At 59.9% G+C, this 23679-nt stretch carries 16 protein-coding genes and 1 tRNA gene; 9 read left to right on the top strand and 8 right to left on the bottom strand.

Features of this window, described 5'->3' with window-relative positions:
* Window positions 1-68 precede the first annotated feature (68 nt).
* From lon to AC097W_RS04020, 7 genes are all read right to left on the bottom strand, one after another.
* Complete coding sequence (gene lon / locus AC097W_RS04050; protein WP_479601024.1) at window positions 69-2510, bottom strand: endopeptidase La; 2442 nt, start codon at window positions 2508-2510, stop codon at window positions 69-71.
* A gap of 144 nt (window positions 2511-2654) precedes the next feature.
* Complete coding sequence (gene clpX, locus AC097W_RS04045; protein ID WP_479601023.1) at window positions 2655-3920, bottom strand: ATP-dependent Clp protease ATP-binding subunit ClpX; 1266 nt, start codon at window positions 3918-3920, stop codon at window positions 2655-2657.
* 97 nt (window positions 3921-4017) lie between these two features.
* Window positions 4018-4647 carry an ATP-dependent Clp endopeptidase proteolytic subunit ClpP gene (gene clpP, locus AC097W_RS04040; protein ID WP_479601022.1) on the bottom strand — a complete coding sequence of 210 codons (630 nt, stop codon included), beginning with the start codon at window positions 4645-4647 and terminating at the stop codon, window positions 4018-4020.
* Window positions 4648-4782: 135 nt separating this feature from the next.
* Entirely contained in the window at window positions 4783-6093 is a 1311-nt protein-coding gene (gene tig, locus AC097W_RS04035) for a trigger factor (RefSeq protein WP_479601021.1), read from the bottom strand.
* Window positions 6094-6128: 35 nt separating this feature from the next.
* Window positions 6129-6215 (bottom strand) — tRNA-Leu (locus AC097W_RS04030).
* Window positions 6216-6302: 87 nt separating this feature from the next.
* Window positions 6303-9452, bottom strand: coding sequence for an efflux RND transporter permease subunit (locus tag AC097W_RS04025; RefSeq protein ID WP_479601020.1), 3150 nt, complete (start codon window positions 9450-9452; stop codon window positions 6303-6305).
* Window positions 9453-9459: 7 nt separating this feature from the next.
* Entirely contained in the window at window positions 9460-10596 is a 1137-nt protein-coding gene (locus AC097W_RS04020; protein WP_479601019.1) for an efflux RND transporter periplasmic adaptor subunit, read from the bottom strand.
* Window positions 10597-10708: 112 nt separating this feature from the next.
* Between AC097W_RS04020 and hpnC the strand changes: the two genes are divergently transcribed.
* The 9 genes from hpnC (at window position 10709) to AC097W_RS03975 (ending at window position 22969) form a co-directional block, all read left to right on the top strand.
* The gene (hpnC, locus tag AC097W_RS04015) at window positions 10709-11575 is read left to right on the top strand and encodes a squalene synthase HpnC (protein WP_479601018.1); all 867 of its coding nucleotides are present in this window, start codon (window positions 10709-10711) and stop codon (window positions 11573-11575) included.
* 229 nt (window positions 11576-11804) lie between these two features.
* Complete coding sequence (locus tag AC097W_RS04010) at window positions 11805-12008, top strand: hypothetical protein (RefSeq protein ID WP_479601017.1); 204 nt, start codon at window positions 11805-11807, stop codon at window positions 12006-12008.
* A 29-nt stretch (window positions 12009-12037) separates the two neighbouring features.
* Entirely contained in the window at window positions 12038-14215 is a 2178-nt protein-coding gene (locus AC097W_RS04005) for a copper-transporting P-type ATPase (protein WP_479601298.1), read from the top strand.
* Between the two features lie 97 nt (window positions 14216-14312).
* Window positions 14313-14657 carry a hypothetical protein gene (locus tag AC097W_RS04000; protein WP_479601016.1) on the top strand — a complete coding sequence of 115 codons (345 nt, stop codon included), beginning with the start codon at window positions 14313-14315 and terminating at the stop codon, window positions 14655-14657.
* A gap of 89 nt (window positions 14658-14746) precedes the next feature.
* Window positions 14747-15586, top strand: a complete 840-nt coding sequence (gene hpnD / locus AC097W_RS03995; protein WP_479601015.1) for a presqualene diphosphate synthase HpnD — start codon at window positions 14747-14749, stop codon at window positions 15584-15586.
* On the top strand, window positions 15583-16902 hold the full coding sequence (gene hpnE, locus AC097W_RS03990) for a hydroxysqualene dehydroxylase HpnE (RefSeq protein ID WP_479601014.1): 1320 nt from the start codon (window positions 15583-15585) through the stop codon (window positions 16900-16902). The genes hpnD and hpnE overlap by 4 nt, the downstream gene beginning before the upstream one ends.
* 94 nt (window positions 16903-16996) lie before the next feature.
* Entirely contained in the window at window positions 16997-18079 is a 1083-nt protein-coding gene (locus AC097W_RS03985; protein WP_479601013.1) for a PilT/PilU family type 4a pilus ATPase, read from the top strand.
* 43 nt (window positions 18080-18122) lie between these two features.
* A complete protein-coding gene (locus tag AC097W_RS03980) occupies window positions 18123-20543 on the top strand; it encodes a Lon protease family protein (RefSeq protein ID WP_479601012.1) in 2421 nt (806 codons plus the stop codon).
* 44 nt (window positions 20544-20587) lie between these two features.
* Window positions 20588-22969: a penicillin acylase family protein gene (locus tag AC097W_RS03975; protein ID WP_479601011.1), complete on the top strand. Its 2382-nt coding sequence runs from the start codon at window positions 20588-20590 to the stop codon at window positions 22967-22969.
* On the opposite strand, the gene AC097W_RS03970 is transcribed toward AC097W_RS03975, so the two are convergent.
* Window positions 22966-23673 (bottom strand): HAD family hydrolase, encoded by a 708-nt coding sequence (locus AC097W_RS03970; RefSeq protein ID WP_479601010.1) that lies wholly within the window; start codon window positions 23671-23673, stop codon window positions 22966-22968. The two genes, AC097W_RS03975 and AC097W_RS03970, sit on opposite strands and share 4 nt — an antisense overlap.
* Window positions 23674-23679 lie beyond the last annotated feature (6 nt).

The raw sequence follows: 23679 nt of genomic DNA, 5'->3' as shown, positions 1-23679 counted from the left end.
AAATTATAGCGTGTTTTTGTGGCTTTATGCAAAGATTTAAAAATCTTATTCCACTCAAACGGCCCAATTCAATGCTTAATCGAATCCACTAATTCTACCGCAGGAACCGCCGCAGATCCCGCTGCGGGCGCAACTGTTTCATCGTCTGGCAGAGGTACAGGCTTCGATTCCAGCGCCAATTCAAGTACCTTGTCTATCCAGCGAACGGGGATGATCTCAAGTCCATTCTTCACGTTCTCGGGAATGTCCTGCAAATCCTTGGCATTGGCCTCGGGAATCAGTACCGTCTTGATTCCCCCACGCAAAGCCGCCAAGAGCTTTTCTTTCAAGCCGCCAATCTCGGTTATTTCTCCGCGCAAGGTAATTTCACCGGTCATGGCGACGTCACCGCGGACAGGGATGCCTGTCAGGGCCGACACAAAGGCCGTGGCCATGGCAGCCCCTGCACTGGGACCATCCTTGGGTGTTGCTCCATCTGGCACGTGGATGTGAATGTCCTTTTTCTCAAACACCTCATCCTTGATACCCAGTCGGCGCGAGCGGCTTCGCACCACGGTGCGTGCAGCCTCCACGGACTCTTTCATCACATCGCCCAGAGAACCCGTGCGGGTAATAACACCTTTTCCGGGCGTCAGCGCAGCCTCAATGGTCAGCAAATCACCACCCACCTCGGTCCACGCCAATCCAACGACCTGCCCCACCTGGTTTTGCTCTTCGGCACGACCATAGGTGTACTTACGAACACCCAGATAGTCATTCAGGTTGTCGGCGTTAACCTTGACCTGCGGTTCCAGTTTCTTCAGCAGAAGGCCCTTGACCACCTTACGGCAAATCTTTGACAACTCACGCTCAAGCGAGCGAACCCCAGCCTCGCGGGTGTAGTACCGAACGATGTCGCGCACGGCATCCTCGCCGATCGACAACTCGGAGTCCTTCACACCATTATTTTTCATTTGCTTCGGCAGCAAATAGGTAATGGCGATATTGGTCTTCTCGTCTTCGGTGTAGCCCGAAAGACGGATAACCTCCATCCGGTCCAGCAAGGCCGACGGAATATTCATGGAATTGGACGTGGCCACGAACATGACATCGCTCAGGTCGTAATCGACCTCAACATAGTGGTCGCCGAACTTGTGGTTTTGCTCAGGATCCAGAACCTCCAGCAGCGCACTGCTTGGGTCGCCACGGAAGTCGGTTCCCAGCTTGTCAATCTCGTCGAGCAGAAACAGCGGATTGCGCGTGCCCACTTTGGAGAGGCTCTGCAGCACCTTGCCGGGCATGGCACCAATGTAGGTGCGGCGGTGGCCGCGAATTTCGGCCTCATCGCGCATGCCGCCCAAGGCCATGCGCACATATTTGCGCCCGGTCGCCTTGGCAATAGACTGACCCAGCGACGTCTTTCCAACGCCAGGAGGCCCAACCAGGCACAGTATCGGCGCCTTCACTTTGTCCACACGTTGCTGAACCGCCAGATACTCCAGGATGCGGTCTTTGACCTTGTCAAGCCCGTAGTGGTCTTCATTGAGCACAGCCTCCGCGTTGGCCAGGTTGTGCTTGATCTTGGTCTTGGCGGCCCAAGGCAAACCGGTAAGGACGTCGATGTAATTGCGCACCACGGTCGCTTCTGCAGACATGGGCGACATAAGCTTGAGTTTCTTGAACTCGGCCTCGGCCTTCTTAAGCGCCTCTTTCGGCATCTTCGCGGATTTGATCTTCTTCTCGATCTCCTCCATATCGGCACCATCTTCGCCCTCGCCCAGTTCCTTCTGGATCGCCTTGACTTGCTCGTTCAGATAGAAGTCGCGCTGATTTTTCTCCATCTGGCGCTTGACGCGCCCCCGGATCTTTTTGTCCACATTCAGGATGTCGACCTCGCGCTCGATCTGTTCGAACAGGTTTTCGAGCCGTTCCTTCACGCTAGACAGACCCAACACCGCCTGCTTGCTATCGAGCTTCAACGGCAAATGGGCTGCGATCGTGTCAGCCAGGCGACCGGCATCATCAATGCTGGAAATGGATGTCAAAATTTCCGGCGGGATCTTCTTGTTCAGTTTGACGTACTGGTCAAACTGCTGCATGACCGCACGGCGTAAGGCTTCCACTTCGCTTGCTTTGCCGCGACCTTTTTCGGAAGTATCAATTGGTGCTTCAATTGGGGTCACATTGGCAGTGAAATGCGACTCACCCTCTTCAATTTTATTGACGAGTGCCCGCTGATGGCCCTCAACCAGCACCTTGACGGTACCGTCTGGCAGCTTCAGCATTTGCAGGATGGTGGAAACGCAACCGACATCGAACATGTCGGACACCAGAGGATCATCTTTTGCGGCCGTTTTTTGGGCTACCAACATGATGCGGCGCTCAGCTTCCATCGCCGCTTCAAGCGCTTTGATGCTTTTGGGACGCCCTACAAATAGGGGAATCACCATATGGGGGAACACCACTACGTCGCGCAGAGGCAACAAGGGCAAATCAAGAGGAGTAGCAGGCAGAGGAGTATGGCCAGACATGGGATACCTTTTAGTTACCTGTTAAATATGGACCGTAAGGCTTGAATTTCAAGCCAGCTTCGATTATCAAAGCGGCTGAAATCATAAATATCAATTAAACCAGCGCAAAAGCCCGTCAAATCGGGCATTTGCGCCGTTCTGAACTCACGCCTTCTTGGCGGTTTCGCGATACACCAGCAGAGGCGGTTTGTTTTCTTCAATCGTGGATTCGTCCACCACGACTTTTGCCACGTTGGCCGTGTTGGGCAATTCGTACATGGTGTCGATCAGGGATTGCTCCAGAATCGAACGCAATCCACGGGCACCGGTTTTACGGGCCAGCGCCTTCTTTGCAATCGCCTTGAGCGCAGAAGGTCGAATCTCAAGCTCCGCACCCTCCATGGCCAGCAGCTTGGTGTACTGCTTTACCAAGGCATTTTTGGGTTCGGTGAGAATTTGTACCAATGCATCTTCCGTAAGCTCTGCCAAGGCAGCGACGACCGGCATGCGGCCGACCAGCTCGGGAATTAAACCAAACTTGATCAAATCTTCGGGCTCAACTTCCTTGAACACATCGGTCAGGCTGCGCTGTTGCTTGCTTTTGACACTCGCTCCGAAGCCAATACCAGAAGACTGGGTGCGGGCTTCGATGACTTTTTCCAGCCCCGCAAATGCCCCGCCACAAATGAACAGGATGTTGGTCGTGTCAATCTGCACAAAGTCCTGGTTCGGGTGCTTGCGGCCACCCTGGGGTGGAACGCTGGCCATGGTGCCTTCAATCAGCTTGAGCAGCGCCTGCTGCACCCCTTCACCGGACACATCACGGGTGATGGAAGGGTTATCCGATTTCCGGGAGATCTTGTCGATCTCGTCAATGTAGACGATGCCTCGCTGCGCGCGCTCCACTTCGTAGTTGCAACTCTGCAGCAATTTGAGAACGATGTTTTCAACGTCTTCTCCCACATAACCGGCTTCGGTCAGCGTCGTGGCATCAGCCATGACAAAAGGCACATCCAGCATGCGCGCCAGCGTTTGCGCCAGCAGCGTCTTGCCTGAACCGGTCGGACCAATCAGCAAAATATTGCTTTTGGCAAGCTCAATCTCGTCCTTCTTGGCTTTTTCCTTATGGCGCAGACGCTTGTAGTGGTTGTATACGGCAACCGCCAGGATCCGTTTGGCGGGCTCCTGACCAATCACGTAGCTATCCAGATTGCCCTTGATTTCCGATGGCGTCGGCAAGTCGCTCTTGGCGTCTTTGCCTTCGGTGGTTGCCGGCAACTCGTCACGGATGATTTCGTTGCAAAGCTCAATACACTCATCGCACACGAACACAGAGGGGCCAGCGATCAATTTCTTGACCTCATGCTGACTCTTGCCGCAGAAAGAGCAATACAGGGTTTTTTCGCTGGAGGAGCCTTTTTTCTCGGCCATGTGGTGCTCGCCTTTTCGGAAGATATCCGAATGATACTCAAATAAAAACGGTGTCTGCGTCACCGCAAGACACCGCCTGGAACCCGCTTTCCGCTGGTCAGGCGCGTTTTGAAATCACCTGATCAATCAGGCCATACTCTTTGCACTCGTCGGCCGACATGTAGTAGTCACGCTCGGTATCGCGTTCAATGCGCTCCAGTGGCTGACCTGTGCGCTCAGCCAGAATCTTGTTGAGCTGTTCACGCGTCTTCAAAATTTCGCGGGCCTGAATTTCAATTTCCGTCGCCTGACCCTGGCTACCGCCTGAAGGCTGGTGGATCATGACCTTGGAGTTAGGCAAGGAAAACCGCTTGCCCTTGGCACCCGCTGCCAGCAAAAATGCGCCCATGCTGGCCGCCATGCCGGTGCAAAGCGTCGACACTTCCGGCTTGATGAAGTTCATGGTGTCGTAAATAGCCATGCCTGCGCTCACTGAGCCGCCAGGTGAATTGATGTAGAAGGAAATATCCTTGTCAGGATTCTCGCTCTCCAGAAACAACAGCTGCGCGACCACCAGATTGGCTACGTGATCGTTGACCGGACCCACCAGAAAGATCACGCGCTCTTTCAGCAAACGCGAGTAGATGTCATAGGAGCGCTCGCCCCTGCCCGACTGCTCGATGACCATGGGAACCATGCCAAGTGCCTGTATGTCCATTCCGCCCGTCGCTCCGTATTTCACATTCATAGCGTCTCCAAAAAAGTGTACTGACTGTACCGATATTTCAATTCCTGAATGCAAATGGGGCTTGCCTGCAGAACTGCAAGCCCTGCTCAAGCCCCATCCGCTTTCAATCCGTTCGCCTCAATGGCGAACCGGACCTCAGTTCTGACCCATCAATTCGTCAAACGAAACCGCTTTTTCACTAACCTTGGCTTTACCCAGCACAAAGTCGGTCACATTGTTTTCAATCACGATGCCTTCCACCTCGGCCATACGGCGGTTGTCGCCGTAGTACCAGCGCACCACGTCCGCGGGCTTTTCGTAGCTGGCCGCCAATTCGTCGATGTGTGCCTTGATCTGATCTGGCTTGGCTTGCAGTTCATTGGTGCGTACCAATTCCGCAACGACCAGGCCCAGACGCACACGGCGCTCAGCCTGGGGCAGGAACATGTCAGCTGGAATCGGTGCCTTGTCTGCATCCTTGACGCCGCGTTGCTTCAAATCCTCACGGGCGCCTTCGATCATGCGGTCCACCTCCGATTGCACGATGGACTTGGGCAGGTCGAGTTCTGCTTTGGACAGCAAAGCATCCATGACCACCTGCTTGTTGCGACCCAGCAGGCGGAACTTGACTTCGCGCTCCAGATTCTTGCGAATGTCAGCACGCAGTCCTTCCACGGTCGCATCTGCAATGCCCAGCGACTTGGCCAGTGCACCGTCTACTTCGGGCAGATGTGCCGCTTCGATCTTCTTGGGTGTGACCATGAAGTCAGCCGTCTTGCCAGCCACGTCTTTGCCGTGGTAATCGGCAGGGAATGCCAGCTGGAAAGTCTTGCTTTCGCCAGCCTTCATGCCGCGCACCGCTTCTTCGAATTCCTTGAGCATCTGGCCATCGCCCACGATGAACTGGAATGCTTCGGCTTTGCCGCCAGCGAAAGGTTCGCCGTCGATTTTGCCCTCAAAGTCCACCGTCACGCGATCGGTGTCCTGCGCAGCTGCGTCCTGGGGACGCTGGGCGAAGGTGCGACGCTGTTTTCGCAAAATTTCCACGGTTTTGTCGATGGCCGCATCCGTCACTTCTGCGCTGATTTTCTCAACTTCTGCAGCTGACAAATCACCAATCTTGACTTCCGGGTACACCTCAAAAATGGCATCAAAAGCCATCTGGCCTTCAGGAGACGCTTCACTCTCGGTGATGCGGGGCTGGCCGGCGACGCGCAGCTTGGCTTCGTTGGCAGCGGTGGCAAACGCCTCGCCGACCTTGTCATTCATCACTTCGTAATGAACCGAATAGCCGTAACGCTGGGCCACTACGTTCATGGGCACCTTGCCGGGACGAAAGCCATCCATCTTGACGGTACGGGCCAGCTTGCGCAGACGGGCATCCACTTCCGACTGGATTGCGCCCACAGGCAGATTCAGCGTGATTTTTCGCTCCAGCTTTTCCAGAGTTTCAACAGTAACGGCCATGATCAGTCTCCTAAACTAGCTAATTTTCAGATATGTGGTGCGCGGGGCGGGACTCGAACCCGCACAGTATTGCTACCGTCAGGACCTAAACCTGGTGCGTCTACCAATTTCGCCACCCGCGCAAAAAACAGAAACAGGGGATCAAAAACACCTACAGACGCTGCCTGCAGAGCTTTGACCACCCATTTGAAATCGGTCAGCCCGCTAGTTTAACCTGCTACGGGCGTCTCCCGGCGAACCTTGAACCAGGCCGCGTACATCGCGGGCAGTGCCAGCAATGTCAGCACCGTTGCCACAATCAGCCCGCCCATGATGGAAACCGCCATGGGGCCCCAGAAAACCGAGCGCGAAAGCGGGATCATGGCCAGCACGGCGGCAGCGGCGGTCAGCACAATGGGGCGCAAACGGCGTACCGCGGACTCCACAATCGCATCCCATGCAGGAATGCCCGCAGACCGGTCCTGCTCAATCTGGTCGATCAAAATCACTGAATTGCGCTGAATCATGCCCATCAGGGCGATGACGCCGAGCAGCGCCACAAATCCGAACGGACGCCCCGACACCATCAGGGCAGCCGCGACACCGGCAATGCCCAGTGGCCCGGTCAAAAACACCAGCATGGAGCGGCTGAAGCTGTGCAACTGCAGCATCAACAAGGTAAAGGTCACAAACAACATGATGGGAATGCCGGCCGCAATGGACGCGGAACCTTTGCTGCTCTCTTCCACGGAGCCAGCCACTTCAATGCGGTAAGCCCCCATTCCGTTGGCTTTCCAGGTAGCCTCCAGCGCGCGCAACTTCGGCAGCAGCTCGGCCGTTACCGTGGCACCCTGCAAGCCTTCGACGATGTCGCCCTGCACCGTAATGGCGTAGTCGCGGTTGTCACGCCACATCACACCGGGCTCCCACGCAAACGTGGGTTTGGCAATCTGCGTGAGCGGAATCGACTTGCCACTCGCCGTGGGCAGGTTGGCGTTGGCGACATCGGTGATGGCGTTGCGCTCGTCCTGCGGTTGGCGCAACACAATGTCGATCAGTTTGTCCCCCTCCCGGTACTGACCGACCGGGGTGCCGGAAAACATGGTCTTGGAAGCCTGTGCGATGGATTGGCTGGTAACACCCAGAGCCCGCGCTTTAGTCTGATCAATCTCCAGGCGGATGACCTTGACCGACTCGTTCCAGTTGTCGTTGACGCCTCGGGTGTTGCTGCTCGCGCGCAGCACGGCCTTGACTTCATCGGCTCGCTCGCGCAACACTGCGGGCTCACCGCCGACGACCCGGAACTGCACCGGGTAGGCCACAGGCGGCCCATTGGGCAGAATTTTGACGCGGGCCCGTACCTCGGGAAACTCCTGCGCTATCAGCGCCGGCATCTTGATGCGCAGCGGTTCGCGCAGCTTCAAATCCTTGGGCACGATGATGAACTGCGACACGTTGCTCTGCGTGAAAATATTATCCAGCGGCAAATAAAAACGCGGTACCCCCGAACCCACCCAGGTGCTCACGGTGCCCACATCGGGGTCCTGCAACAGACGGGCCTCAATGCGCTTGGTCGTGAGCTCGTTGGCGGCAAAAGAGGTGCCTTCGGGGTACCAGACGTCCAGCAGCACTTCGGAGCGCGCGGAGTCCGGAAAGAATTGCTGCTGCACCCGCCCCATGCCCACAATGCCCAGTGCAAACGTCAGCAGCATGAGGCCAATGGTGATCCAGCGGTGCTCCACGCACCAGTTCACGGTTTTGCGGAAGGTGTTGTAAAAAGGCGTGTTGAACAGCTCGTGCGGCTCATCACCCACGCCATGCGGTTTGACCTTGAGCAGCAAGGTGCCCAGGTAGGGCACAAAGTACACCGACACCAGCCAGCTGAGAACCAACGCCAGCACGGTCACGCCAAAAATGGCAAAGGTGTATTCGCCGGTGGAAGACTTGGCAATGCCGATGGGCAAAAACCCCACCGCCGTAATAAGCGTGCCCGTGAGCATGGGCATTGCGGTGATTTCGTAGGCAAAGGTCGCGGCACGCACCTTGTCGTAGCCCTCCTCCATCTTGCGCACCATCATTTCCACCGCAATGATGGCATCGTCCACCAGTAAACCCAGCGCAATGATGAGTGAGCCCAGCGATATTTTGTGTAGTCCAATGCCCCAGTACCACATGCCCAGAAAGGTCAGTGCCAGCACCAGCGGAATGGTGATACCCACCACCAGACCCGGGCGCAGGTCCACGTAATACCGGTTGTACCAATGGGTGCTGTTGGAACGCTTGTGCAGCCCCAGGCTGATAAAGCTCACCGCCAGCACAATCGCAATGGCCTCAATCAGCACGCCGACAAATTCATTGACGGACTTGGTCACCGCCGTGGGCTGGTCCTGCACCTTGACCAGATGAATGCCGGCTGGCAGCGTGGTTTCAATCTTCTCAGTGGCGGTGGCCAGCGCCTTGCCCAGGGCAATGATGTCTCCGCCCTTGGCCATGGACACACCCAGCGCAATAACCTGTTTGCCCTGGTGGCGCACCTTCACGGTCGGTGGGTCGACGTAGCCACGCTTGACCTCTGCGATATCACCCAGGCGCAGCTGGTTGCCAGAGCTACCCCGAATCGGCATGGCGCTGAGTTGCTCGACCGCCTCAAACTGGCCGCCCACCCGCACCTGCACCACATCCAGCGGCGTCTGCATCGCACCGGCGGATTCCACTGCGTTTTGCTGACCCAGTTGTGCCAGAACCTGGTTCAGGTCCAGCCCCAGCTGGGACAGACGCTTTTGCGAAATCTCGATGTACAGCTTTTCGTCCTGCGCGCCGAACAGCTCCACCTTGTTCACGTCGGTCACGCGCAGCAATTTCTGGCGTACGTCATCCGCAAACGACTTGACCTCGGCGTTCGAGAAACCGTCAGCCTCCAGCGCGTAAATCACGCCAAAGACATCGCCAAACTCGTCGTTGAAAAATGGACCCTGTACCCCGGACGGCAAGGTCCCACGGATGTCACCCACCTTCTTGCGCACCGTGTACCAGATGTTGGCCACATCGGTGGCCTTGGTCGAGTCCTTCACCTGGAACAGAATAGTGGACTCACCGGGCTTGGAGTAGCTGCGAATCTTGTCGGCGTTGGGTACCTCCTGCAGGGTGTGCTCGATCTTGTCGGCTACCTGCTCGGCCATCTGCTGTGCCGTGGCACCGGGCCAGAAAGCGCGCACCACCATGATGCGAAAGGTGAACGGCGGATCTTCATCCTGCCCCAGCTGAAAGTAGGCCGTCGCGCCCAGAATCATCAGCACGATCATCAGATAGCGGGTGAGCGCCGAGTGATCCAGTGCCCATTTGGAGAGATTGAAACCCGCTTTGGGTTGTTCCTGGTTCATGGCTGCCTCACTTCGCTACGGAATTCATAGCTGCCGACGCAGGATTGACGGGGGCTACAGCACCTTTTTCCTTATAAATCGTGACTTTCTGGCCGGGCGACAGCACATGCACACCCGCTGCCACCACCTGCATGCCTGGCTGCAAGCCAGCGGCCACCACCACGTCATTGCCGTCGGCGGTTGCTATCTGGATGGGTTGCAGCTTCACGGTCATGCTGGCTGTGTCGAGCACCCACACCGCGGATGATTTGCCGTCCTGGCGCAAGGCGCTGGTGGGCAGCTTGATGACCGGCACACCACTGCGATCAAACGCGTGGGGCACCACCGATACCGTCGTGCCCAGAGGCAACGCATCCTTGGCATCCAGCGACACTTTGACGCCAAACGTGCGGGTGACAGGGTCTGCACTGGCTGCCACCTCACGCACCACACCTTTGAGCGCCACGGTAGCCGACCAGGCCCGCACGTCCACTATGGATCCCGGCTTGATCAACGCGACCCGGTCTTCCGGCACCGCAAACACCACATCGCGTGGGCCATCCTGGGCAATGCGCACGACGGGCGTACCTGCAGCCACGACCTGGCCGGGCTCTGCCTCGACAGCCGTCACGACACCCGACACATCAGCCACCAGCGTCGTGTAAGCCGCCTGATTGCCCTGCCCCGATAGCTGGGCTTGCGCCTGGTCAACCTGTGCCTGGGCCGCCTTGAGGGTGGCGTCGCGGCGCTCCAGCTCGGCACCACTGATGAAATTCTGGTCACGCAGCTCTTTGTAGCGCTTGAAATCGGCAGCTGCCAGGTCGCGGTTGGTGGCCGCCACTGCGACCTGTGCTTTGGCGGCTTGCGCGGCCAGCTGGTAATCCTGCGGATCCAGTTGTGCCAGTACTTGGCCCGCCTTCACGCGCTGCCCCAGCTCGGCCTGCCGCCGAACGATCTTGCCGCCCACCCGAAAGCCCAGGCGCGAATCGACCCGCGCGCGCACCTCGCCCGCAAACTCGGCGCCGGAAAGCATGCCCTCGACACCCACGGTGATGACTTTGACGGCGCGAATGGGTTCTTCGGTCGGAGCGGGCTTGGAGCAGGCAGTCAGCACGAGGGCTGCCGCAATCAGCATCACCGCAGTGGGAATGGACTTGATGGACATGGTGGGAGTGGGCGTGTAAAGGTTGGATGTCGGTCACGTTTATTTTAATGACCGAATGGTTAGTAATTTAGTTTAAACAAGAATGCTTGTCAACCGCGACGAGAATCGGCACATGCCCCAATCCGTTACCCGCGCCGCCTCCCCTGTCCCGATTGACCACTACGAGAACTTCCCGGTCGCCTCCTTTTTGTGCCCGGCGCACCTGCGCGCGCCGATTTCCGCGATTTACCACTTTGCCCGCACCGCCGATGACATTGCTGACGAGGGTGATGCCACGCCGCAGCTGCGCTTGGACACGTTGCTTGCGTATCGCCAGGATCTGGTTGCCGCTTGCCAAGCCTCCCCTAGCCCCGGTACCCGCTGGCCGCAAGTTTTCGGCCCCCTGGAAGCAGCCATCCGGTCGCACCCACTGCCGCCCCAGCTTTTGCACGACCTGCTGGACGCCTTCGTCCAGGACATCGAAAAGTCCCGCGCGGGCGCGGGTTACTCCGACCCGGTCGAACTGCTGGACTACTGCCGCCGCTCGGCCAATCCGGTGGGCCGCCTGCTCTTGCACCTCTATGGTGTAACCGACGCGCTGGCACTGGAGCGCAGCGATGCCATTTGCACCGCATTGCAGTTGATCAACTTCTGGCAAGACCTGAGTCTGGACATTCCCCGGGGCCGCTACTACCTGACGCAGGCAGACTGCGCGCAGTTTGGGGTGGCGCAGGAGGACCTACTGGCGTTGCGACAAACGGATAACGCTACACAATTGATAGCTGCTTGCGCAGCAACCGCGGGGGCTAGCATGCGAAAAGGTGCTGCATTGGTACACCAGGTGCCTGGGCGCGCCGGCTGGGAACTGCGTCTGGTGGTGCAAGGTGGCCTGCGCATTCTGGACAAAATCGAGGCACTGCACTTTGCCACCCTCACCCGGCGCCCCACCCTGCGCTGGTGGGACTTTCCGGTCATGGTGTGGCGGGCCCTTTGGATGTAGAACGAGGAAACGCTGCAGAAATACCCACATCCTGCTCAAACACGGTACTGGCTGTCCACGCGATGGCATCCAAAGAATTCTTGTCAACGACTGTTCATCGCCCAAAGCTGCCGGAATTGCACGGTGCCCTGAGGGCCGTAGGTCGCGATGAGCGCGTATGTCTGCCAGCACACCGACAGCCGGAAGATTTCAGCATAAATTGAACCGTTGATTTTGACGGAGAAAACTGATGAAAACCCCGGCTGCTTTGGGATTTGGCGCTCTGGCGCTGCTGACCACCGACATCGCATTGGCGCAGGCCGGCAATATGATGAATGGTGGTACCGGGGGCGCTGGCTGGATGGGTGGCTACGGTGGACCATGGACGCCGATTCTGGTGATTGTTGTTGTTATCGCTCTGGTCGCTCTGTTCTTCAAGCGCGGCGGCAAGTGAGCAGCTTGACCACACCCACGAACGCAATGATGAACCGTCACATGCAAGCAGAACAGCCGGCGCCAGAACCGTCCCCGAAAGGCGCCGCAGCCGGTACCGGCACCATCTATACCTGCCCGATGCACCCGGAGATCCGCCAGGACCACCCTGGCAACTGCCCCAAGTGCGGCATGACTCTGGAACCCGTCGTTCCGACGCTCGATGACGATGAGAATCCCGAGCTGATCTCCTTCACCCGCCGCTTCTGGTGGACGCTGCCGCTCACGGTGGTCGTGACAACCCTGGCGATGTTCGGCCACCAGCTCGGCTGGTTCGACATGGCCACGCAGAGCTGGATCGAGTTGACCCTCTCCCTGCCCGTCGTGTTGTGGGCTGGTTGGCCGTTCTTCGTGCGCGGCGTGCAGTCGGTAGTCCAGCGCAACCCCAACATGTGGACCCTGATCAGCCTGGGTACCGGCGCCGCCTTTGTCTATAGCGTGGTCGCCACGCTGGCGCCTGGAGTATTCCCGGCGTCTTTCATTTCAATGGGTCGGGTCGCGGTCTACTTCGAGGCCGCGGTCGTCATCATCTCGCTGACCCTGTTCGGTCAGTTGCTCGAACTGAAGGCGCGCTCGAAGACCTCGGCGGCGATCAAGTCGCTGCTCGGTTTGGCGCCCAAAACCGCGCGCCGGGTGAAGCCTGACGGCAGCGAGGAAGACGTGCCGCTCGCCAACATACATGAGGGCGACAGCCTGCGCGTGCGCCCCGGCGAGAAGGTGCCGGTGGATGGCGTGGTGCTGGAGGGCAGCAGCGCGCTGGATGAATCGATGTTGACCGGTGAACCGCTGCCGGTCACGAAGCGGGTCGGCGACAAGCTCATAGGCGCCACGCTCAATACCAGTGGTGCGCTGCTGATGCGCAGCGAGCATGTGGGGTCAGCGACGGTGCTCTCGCAAATTGTCCAGATGGTCGCACAGGCGCAGCGTTCCCGCGCTCCCATGCAGCGCATGGCCGACACGGTGGCGGCCTATTTCGTCTATGGCGTGGTGGGCGTTGCCCTGCTCACCTTCTTCGGCTGGGGGGTATTCGGACCCCAGCCAAGTTGGGTGTATGGTCTGATCAATGCCGTGACGGTGCTGATCATTGCCTGCCCCTGCGCGCTCGGGCTGGCCACACCGATGTCCATCATGGTCGCTACCGGTCGTGGTGCAACACAGGGCGTGCTGTTTCGCGATGCCGCCGCGATCGAGAACCTGTGCAAGGTCGACACCCTGATCGTCGACAAGACCGGCACGCTGACTGAAGGCAAGCCCACGTTCGAGCGTGCAGTGGGCGCCACCGGTTTCAACGAAGAAGATGTTCTTCGCCTTGCGGCCAGCCTGGACCAAGGCAGCGAACACCCCTTGGCGGCAGCCATCGTTACGGCAGCCCGTGCACGCAATCTGACCCTGGACAAGGCCGAGCAGTTCGACTCCGCGTCGGGCATTGGCGTGCGCGGTGTCGTGGGCGGCAAGGCGCTGGCGCTGGGCAACACCACGTTGATGCAGCAACTCGGGATCGATGTGGCACCGCTGGCAAGCCAGGCAGAGGAACTGCGCGGCCAGGGTGCCAGCGTCATGCACTTGGGCGTCGATGGCAAACTCGCCGGGCTGCTGGCGGTGTCAGACCCGGTCAAGGCCACGACGGCAGAGGCGCTCGCTTCACTGCGCAAATCGGGCTTGCGCATCATCATGGCCACCGGCGACGGCCTGACAACGGCCCAGGCAGTGGGAAAGCGCCTGGGCATTGAGGAGGTGCACGGCGAAGTCAAGCCCGCCGACAAACTGCAATTAGTTGAACGCCTGCAGGCAGAAGGCCGCGTTGTGGCCATGGCCGGTGACGGCATCAACGACGCGCCGGCCCTGGCGAAAGCCAACGTCGGCATCGCGATGGGCACCGGCACGGACGTGGCGATGAACAGCGCGCAACTCACGCTGGTCAAGGGTGATTTGCGCGGCATCGCAACGGCGCGTGCCCTGTCGGTTGCGACGGTGGCCAACATGAAGCAGAACCTTGCCTTCGCCTTCGTCTACAACCTGCTCGGCGTACCGCTCGCGGCCGGGGTGTTATTCCCGTTCACCGGCTGGTTGTTGTCGCCCATGATCGGGGCGCTCGCGATGAGCCTGAGTTCGGTTTCGGTCATTACCAATGCCCTGCGCCTGAGGATCAGCGCCCTCAAGCCTGAGTGATAACCGCATTGAAATAGACAATCCTGATGCGCCCCCCACCTGCCCTATCATCCACAAGGGCGCCACGTTGTTGCTTGCTTTCACAGGGAATTGATGTATGAAACGCCTTCTTTGGATTTTTTCCGGATTGATCACAGTGGCCACACTTTCTGGGTGCGCTTCCTATTTCGCTTCGCAAGCGCCCATGACCCGTGCCGCGCGATCCACTTTTCAGCCATTCATCACGGAATCCGGTGAGGCGCGATTCGTGATTGAGAACACGTATTTTTCTTCGGAATCGCCTGAAAGAAACAGTCCCTATTTCAGTACTTGGCTGCAAGAATGGCTTATGGAATACGACTACTGCCGCAACGGCTATGACGTCATGTGGACCAAAACCGAGCCTTTTGTGGCGATCCCGACTCTAGGAGGCCATCTGGTGACCATGGCTCGCTGCAAATAGCGAAAGACCGTTGCATCCCGGTGGTTTGAGCTTCGGCATATCCCGGACTGGCGCACTTTGAGGGTCATTCTTGGTGTGACAATAAGCCCATGACACCAGCGCAATATGTTCAGGAAAAGGCCGCCGCCTCGGGCAGCAGCTTTTACTACGCCTTCTTGTTTTTGCCTGCGCCCAAGCGCGCCGCCATCACCGCCTTTTATGCGTTTTGCCGGGAAGTGGACGATGTGGTGGACGACATGGTTGACCCCAGCGTTGCCGCCACCAAACTGGCATGGTGGCAGACTGAGGTCGCCAAAGCCTTCGGCGGCCAGCCCAGCCACCCGGTCATGCAGGCCCTGATGCCACTGGCAACCGACTTCGGCATTGAGCAGCGCCATCTGCAGGCGGTGATCGAAGGCTGCCAGATGGATCTGGAACAAACCCGTTACCTGGATTACCCCGGCCTGCAACGCTACTGCCACCTGGTAGCCGGTGTGGTGGGCGAGGTCGCGGCGCGTATTTTTGGCCAGACCCAGCCCCAAACCACCGAATACGCCCACAAACTGGGCCAGGCGCTGCAACTCACCAACATCATTCGCGACGTGGGCGAAGACGCACTGCGCGGGCGCATCTACCTGCCGGTGAACGAACTGCAGCAGTTTGATGTCAAGGCCCATGAAATTTTGAAGCGTACTTATTCAGAACGCTTTGCTGCGCTGATGCAATTCCAGGCGCAACGCGCCCATGGCCTGTACGACGAAGCGCTGGCACTGCTGCCCTCTGCGGATCGCCGCGCGCAGAAGCCCGGACTGATGATGGCCAGCATCTACCGCACGCTGCTACGCGAAATAGAGGCCGACAAATTCCAGGTGCTGAACCAGCGGGTGCGCCTGACGCCGCTGCGCAAGATGTGGCTGGCGTGGAAAGTCCAAGCATTGGGAAGCATGTGAAGCTTGCCATCGTGGGTGGTGGCTGGGCCGGCATGGCTGCCGCAATGGCTGGTTGCGAGGCGGGGCATGCCGTCACGGTGTTTGAGGCGGCCCGAACCTTGGGTGGCCGCGCACGCGCCCTGAGTGCCACACTGCCCGATGGCACCGCCATCACGCTGGACAACGGCCAGCACATTTTGATAGGCGCCTACACCGAGACGCTGCGCCTGATGCGCCTGGCGGGAATCGACCCGGACACCGCGCTGCTGCGCCGCCCACTCGCCCTGCCCTTTGCCGATGGCACCGGCCTGCAAACGCCCATTTGGGCCGCCACCTGGCCTGCGCCACTGGATGCGTTGGCCGCCATTACCACCGCACGGGGCTGGCGCTGGAGCGACCGGCTGTCGTTGATGCGCGCGTCCATCACCTGGCAAATGCGGGGCTTCACCTGTGCGCCCGGCCTCTCGGTGGCGCAACTCTGCACCAGCCTGGCGCCCCGCGTGTTGCACGAGTTGATTGAGCCCCTGTGCGTCTCGGCCCTCAACACCCCCGCTTCGCAAGCCAGCGCCCAGGTCTTCTTGCGCGTGCTCAAAGACGCGCTTTTCGGCATTCGGGGCGGATCCCACCTTCTGCTGCCGCGTACCGACCTGACGGCCCTGTTCCCGGCTGCGGCTGCCAGCTGGGTCGTGCAGAGCGGTGCCACCATCCATACCAGCCAGAGGGTGGAGCAGTTGCGCTGGCAGTCGCCCCACTGGCTGATTGACGGGGAACCCTTTGACCGGGTGGTCTGGGCGACTTCATCATCCCATGCGGCGCTAGCCCTCGCAGATACTGCGCAGACAGCTCCTGAATTCATAGCAAAAAAACTTATTGACTGGGCGGAAGCTGCCGCTGCCTTGCGCTTTGAAGCCATTGCCACCGTCTATGCTCTGGCGATGGATTCAAAGCGCAAGGCCCGTTTGCCGCACCCCATGCTGGCGCTGCGCAGCGCACCGGATGCACCGGCGCAGTTCGTTTTTGACCGGGGTCAGCTCGGTGGTCCAGAAGGCTTGCTGGCTTTTGTGGTCAGTGCCAGTGACGGGTCACGCGAGTCCCTGCAGGCCGCCGTCCTCGCCCAAGCCGAGCGGCAGCTTGCCGGTTTGGGCTTGCCCGCGCTACAGCCGGTACAAACCGTCGTGGAAAAGCGCGCCACATTCGCCTGCACACCCAGCCTGGTGCGCCCACCGCAGGCCATTGCCCCCGGCCTGTTGGCGGCCGGTGACTACGTCGACGGGCCCTACCCGGCTACGCTCGAAGGCGCTGTACGCAGCGGTTGGGCAGCCGGAAACTTGCCCTAGATCAAGAAACCGGCATCCTGCGGTTTCCTTCCTGCGCAGTCCGGCATACGATCTCGCCAAGAGACCCTAGAGCCTGTCAACCGGAGACCTATTCATGGACAACAACGATCTGCATGCGCTAATGCGCACGATGGTGGAGTGCGGCGCTTCAGACCTGTACCTCACAACCGGCGCCGTACCCAAGGTCAAGATAGATGGCAAGGTCCAGACCCTGCCGCTGCCCTCGCTGCAGAGCGGTCAGGTGCGCAAGCTGGCCTACTCGGCTCTGACGCCGCAAGCCATTGCCGACTTCGAACGCACGATGGAATGCAATATGTCGTATGCGCCCGACGGCATTGGCCGCTTTCGCGTCAACATCTACCAGCAGCGCGGCGAAACCGCTTTGGTCGCCCGACAGGTGAATGCCCAAATACCAGGGTTTGAAAACCTCGGGCTGCCCCCCACAGTGCGTGACCTGGCGATGTTGCCACGCGGTCTGATACTTATCGTGGGGGCTGCGGGCTCGGGTAAAACCACCACAATGGCCTCCATGGTGGATTACCGGGCCAAGCACCATGCCGGCCATATTCTCACGGTAGAAGACCCCATCGAGTACCTGTTCAAGCATGGCGAATCGACCGTGGACCAGCGCGAGGTGGGCGTCGACACCCTAAGCTTCTCCAGTGCCCTGCGCAACGCCATGCGCCAGTCGCCCGACATGATCGTCATTGGTGAGATCCGGGATCAGGAGACGATGCAACAGGCGATCACCTACGCGGAGACGGGGCATCTGTGCATCTCCACCCTGCACGCAGCCAATGCCAGCCAGGCCATCAAGCGGGTCCTGAACTTTTTCCCCGAGCCAGCGCACGCGCAACTGCTGATGGATCTGTCCCTCAACCTGCAGGCCATCGTGTCACAGCGCCTGCTGCCGGGCCTCACCGGCCGGAGGGTTCTGGCAACCGAAGTACTGCTGCACTCGGCCCATATCGCAGACCTGATCCAGCGCGGTGCGGTGGATGGCCTGCGAGAGTCGCTGGAGAAAACCAGCGTCATGGGTACCCACAGTTTCGACCAGTCACTGCTGGAGCTCTTCCAGCGGGGTTTGATCGACCAGGAGACCGCTCTGGCCAATGCCGACTCGCGCACCGACTTGGGCTTGCGCATGCGGCTGCACTCGTCACACGACCCCCACTAGACGCCTGTTCAACCGGTTCCCACCAACGCACAGCACAAGCTCCATGACCGTTACAAGCCTGCCCAGTGCCGCGTTGCGCCTGTCCATCCTTCCCGATTCGCTGGGATTCACCGACACATCCGAGCTGGTACAGCAGCCATTGCCCTGGATTGGGCAGGACCGTGCTGAAAAAGCAGCGCGCTTCGGGCTGGCCATGGAGCAGCCCGACTACAACCTGTTTGTGCTGGGTGAAGTGGGAAGCGGCCGCTCCTCGCTGCTGTTGCAAGTCATGCAGACCGTAGCCGCCGGCCGCCCGGTTCCACCCGACCTGTGCTATTTGCACAACTTTGATGCGCCCGAGCATCCGCGCGCCTTGCGCATGCCCGCCGGTCAGGGGCGCCAACTGCGCCAGCTCATGGTGACGCTGTCGCACACACTGCAAAACGAGATTCCCCTGCGCCTGGCCAGCGAAGACTTCAAAGCCGAGAGCACGCGCATCCAGGGCGCCTACAAAACAGAAGAGTCAAAGGCCTATGCCGAGCTTGACGCCTTCGCCGAGGCGCGCCACTTCACGCTGTTTCGCGAAGAGGGTCGACTGGTTTTTACCTTGCTGGGAAGCAAAGGGCAAGCCCTGACCGAGGCCGAGGCCCGCGCGCTGCCCAAGGAACGCCGTGCCGAGATTGATCGCGACGAGCAGGCGCTGCGTGCAGAAATTGCGCGCTTCATGGAAAAAATTCGCCCAGTGGAGCGCGTCATGAACGAGGCACTGGCGGCCCTGCGCCGCCAGATCGTCATGCCGCTGCTGGACCGTGAGTTGCAGGAGATCCGCGTCAGCCTGCAAAAGCAGATCAAGGACTCCGTCAAACTCGGCACTTACCTCGACCAGGTAATGCACGACGTGCTGGAGCATATGGAACTCTTTTCGCCTCTCGACGAGGAAGAAGACGAGCAGGTGCGGCGCGACGCACTGGTGCAATTGCTGTTGCACTACACCGTGAACCTGGTGGTGGACAACCATGGCCTCACAGGTGCACCGGTCATCGTCGAAGAAAACCCGGTATTTCGCGCGTTGTTTGGCAGCATTGAGTACCAGGCGGAAGAAGACGTGCTGTTGACCGACTTTTCCCGCATTCGCGCGGGCAGCCTGCTGAAAGCCCATGGCGGTTTTCTGTTGCTGCATTTGCGCGACCTGCTGGCCGATGAGTTGGTGTGGGAAAAGCTGCGCCGCTTCCTGCGCAGCGGGCGTGTGCAGATTGAGGAACCCGGTGCCGGACTCATGCCCATGGCCGCCGTGTCGCTGGAGCCCGAGGCCGTCGATGCGGAGCTCAAGATAGTGCTGATTGGCTCCGTGGAGCAGTACTACGAGGTTCAGGAAGCCGACCCCGAATTTGCCCGGCGTTTTCGGGTGAAAGTCGACTTTGCAGAAAGCTTTTTCGCCAGCCAAGACACCCGCAGTGGCACCGCAATCTTCGTCGCCCACACCTGCCGCAAGCTGGGCCTGCCGCATTTCAGCAGCGCGGCCGTTGCCCGGTTGCTGGAAGACGCGCACCGCGAGGTGGATGACCAGACGCGCCAAAGCGCCATCTTTGCCCACACCGAGGCCCTGGTAGCCGAGAGCGCCAGCGTGTGCCGGGCCCGTGCAGGCAGCGTGGTGGAAGCGTCAGATGTGGAACACGCCCTGACCGCGCGCCGCCTGCGCCACGACTACCCCGAACAGCGCCTGCGCGAATCCATCGCCGAAGGCGACCATCTGATCTCATTGACAGGTGAACAGATTGGACAGATCAACGGGCTCACCCAGATTGATCTGGGCGACTGGCGCTTTGGCCTGCCAGTGCGCGTGACCGCGCGCACCCATGCGGGCAATGAAGGACTGATGAACATCGAGCGCGAAGTGGAAATGTCAGGCCCCATCCACGACAAGGGTGTGCTGATCCTGCACAGCTACCTGACTGCACTGTTTACCCCTATTGCACCGCTGGCGCTGAACGCCTCCATCGTTTTCGAGCAGGAATACAGCGGGGTGGAGGGCGACTCGGCCTCCTGCGCCGAACTGTTCGCTGTGCTGTCATCGCTGTCGGACCTGCCCCTCAGGCAAGGTATCGCCGTGACCGGCGCGGTCAACCAGCATGGCGAAGTGCTGCCGGTAGGCGGCATCAATGAAAAAATTGAAGGCTGGTTTCGCGTCTGCGAGGCCGCGGGGCTGGACGGCCGCCAGGGCGTGCTGATTCCGGATCGCAACCGGCGCCACCTGATGCTGGACCCCACGGTACTCAACGCCGTTAATCAAGGGTTGTTCCATGTCTACACCGCGCGCCATGTGGGCGAAGGGCTGGAGTTGATGATGGGTCTACCCAGTGGATTGCCACAGGACCTTTCACCAGGACCTTACCCTGCCGACAGCGTGCTCGGCCATGCCGAGAAAACCCTGCTCGCCTACCGCCGCGCCTGCCAGCAAGCCCGCCGCAGACGGGTGCGAAGCTGACATCGCCATTGCGTATGATGACTCCATACGAGGAGACGCAATTCATGCATATCGCGCTAAAAATAGGGGCGGCCACCGTCATCGCTGCCGCAGTGGCCGCTGGCGGTGCCGGCGCCTGGTTCATTCACACCAAACAGCCCGTGCGCAGTGGGTCCGTCGCCCTGAAACAATTGCAGGCACCGGTCAGCGTGGCATATGACGAAAGGGGTGTGCCCCACATTCGCGCCGAAAATGAGACGGACCTGTACCGAGCCCTGGGCTACGTGCATGCGCAGGACCGGCTGTTCCAGATGGAAATGGTGCGGCGCCTGTCCAGGGGTGAACTCGCAGAAGTGCTGGGACCCAAGCTGCTGGAAACCGACAAGCTGTTTCGCACATTAGGCATCCGCGTCAAGGCCGATGAGATGGCGGCCAAAATGGATCCGGCCAGCAAAGTGGGGATTGCACTGCTGTCTTACCTGGACGGTATCAACCAATTCCAGGCGGGCCATCCGGCCCCGATGGAGTTCGACATTCTGGGTATCCCCAAACGCCCTTTCACGCCACAGGACACGTTTGCCGTCTCCGGTTACCTGGCGTACAGCTTTGCAGCCGCCTTCAAGACCGAACCGGCCATGACCTTCATTCGCGACAAGCTGGGGGCCGACTACCTGCGCGTGTTTGACCTGGAATGGCACCCCGAGGGCGTGGTCGCGCTGGATGCCAAAGACTGGAAGGGTCTGAACCAGCTGGCCGCACTGAGCCAGGATGCGCTGGAGGCCGCCAGCGTGCCCCAGTTTGAGGGCAGCAACGCCTGGGCCATCTCAGGCAAACGCACCGCCAGCGGCAAACCCCTGCTGGCAGGCGACCCGCACATTGGCTACTCCGCACCCGCCGTCTGGTACGAGGCGCATCTGACATCTCCCGGGTTTGATTTGTATGGCCATTACCAGGCGCTCAACCCGCTGGCATTGCTGGGACACAACCAGCAATTTGGCTGGAGCCTGACCATGTTCCAGAACGACGACGTCGACCTGATTGCCGAAAAGGCCAACCCGGACAACCCCAACCAAGTCTGGATTCAGGGGCAATGGGTGGACCTGCAAACCCGCACGGAAACCATCAAGGTGAAAGGTGCAGCCGATGTGCAACTGGCCTTGCGTCGCTCGCCCCACGGGCCCATCATCACCGACGCTTTCAAGGACAGCCTGGGTGGCACGCCGATTGCCCTGTGGTGGGCGTTTCTCGAAACCGAAAACCCGATTTTGCAGGCGTTCTACGACCTCAACCGCGCTGACACTCTTGAGAAGGCACGGGCTGCGTCTGAGAAAATCCACGCACCCGGCCTCAACATCGTGTGGGCCAACGCGAGCGGCGACATTGGCTGGTGGGCTGCGGCCAGATTGCCGATCCGCCCGGAAGGCGTCAACCCGTCCTTTATCTTGAACGGCGGCACCGGTGAGGCCGAAAAACCCGGGTTTTACAACTTCAGCTTCAACCCGCAGGAAGAGAACCCGGCGCGCGGCTACATCGTGTCGGCCAATCACCAGCCCAAACCCAGCAGCGGTGTGCCCGTACCCGGCTACTACAACCTGCCGGACCGGGTGCAGCGGCTGGACTCCGCGCTGCGCGAGCCCGGACGCAAATGGGATACCGCTGGCGCCGAGGCATTGCAACTTGACAGCGGCAACGGCTATGGCCCGCGCATGCTGAAGGATCTGATGCCCATCCTCAAGGCTGTCACCACGGATCCCTATGACAAGGCCTTTCTCGAACCCCTGGAGCTGTGGGATGGCGACTACACCCGGGACAGCATTGCCGCACTCCTGTTCAGTCAGCTGTTATACGAGATAGCCCATGCGGCGATGGCCGACGAAATGGGCGAAGTGCAATTCAATAACCTGTTGAAAACCCGCGCACTGGACAGCGCGTTGCCGCTGTTGGTGGCCGATGCCAGCTCCCCGTGGTGGGACAACGTGAGCACCAAACCCGTGGAAAGCCGCTTCGAAACCATACGCATCGCCTGGAACAACACCCTCAGACACCTCGAATCGCAGCACGGAAAAGACCTGTTGCAGTGGAAATGGGGCAACGCACATACCCTGACCCATGGCCACCCACTGGGCATGCAAAAACCACTGAACCTGCTTTTCAACGTGGGGCCGTTTGCCGCTCCGGGTGGGCGTGAAACACCCAATAATTTCTCGGGCAATATCGGCACCTCGCCCTGGGCGGTGAGCTACGGTCCGTCAACCCGGCGGGTGATTGATTTTGCGGATGCCAGCAAAGCGGTCGGCATCAACCCGGTGGGCCAAAGCGGCGTGCTGTTCGACACCCATTATTCGGACCAAGCCGAGCGTTTCATGGCCGGCGTCTATGTACCGCAGTACCTCAGTTCAGCAGACGTCAAGGCACATACCCAAAGCACCCTCACACTGCGGCCCTAGTTCAGGCTGGTGCGCCCCAGCAGATCGCACAGTTCCGCCAAATCGGCAACCGTGGCGTGGGGATGCTGGCCCTGGGTCCACAAATGCTCGGCGCGGTTCACCCACACCGTCTGCATGCCTGCGCCCAGGGCACCCACCACATCCAGCGCGGCATCGTCGCCCACGTGCAGCACCTCGTGCGCGGCCAGATTCACGGCTTTGGCTGCGGCGTGAAATATCCGCGGGTCGGGCTTGCCCACCCCGACATCGCGGGCGTTGACACTCGCGAAAAAATATTCACCAATACCGACTCTGTGTACATCGGCGTTGCCGTTGGAAACCGCGACCAAGGGCATGCGCTCTGCAAGCCAGGCCAGAGCAGGGAGCACATCGTCAAACAGCGTCACCTGCATGCGCCCGACCATGAAGACCTCGAAGGCCGGCTCTGCCAGGGTGGCGTCGTCTCCCGCGCGCTGCAGCTGCAAACGGATGGCCTCCCTGCGCAGGGCGCCCAGGTCATGTACCAGTTCAGGCCAGCGGGCTTCCGTCTCTGCCCGCAATGCACGCCGTGCGTGCGGGTCAGCAGCCAGCGCTGCGGTGGCCGGCGCGTGCACCTGCAGCCACGCATGCAACTGCTTCTCGGCTTGCACAATGGTCGGCCAGATGGGCCACAGGGTGTCGTCCAGGTCCAGGGTTATTGCCTTGATTTTCGAAAGTTCGAGCATAGGTGC

It is taken from the genome of Rhodoferax sp. GT1R46 (assembly GCF_056521285.1).
The sequence above is the reverse complement of the archived record's forward strand: the minus strand, read 5'-3'. Positions and strand labels throughout refer to the sequence as shown.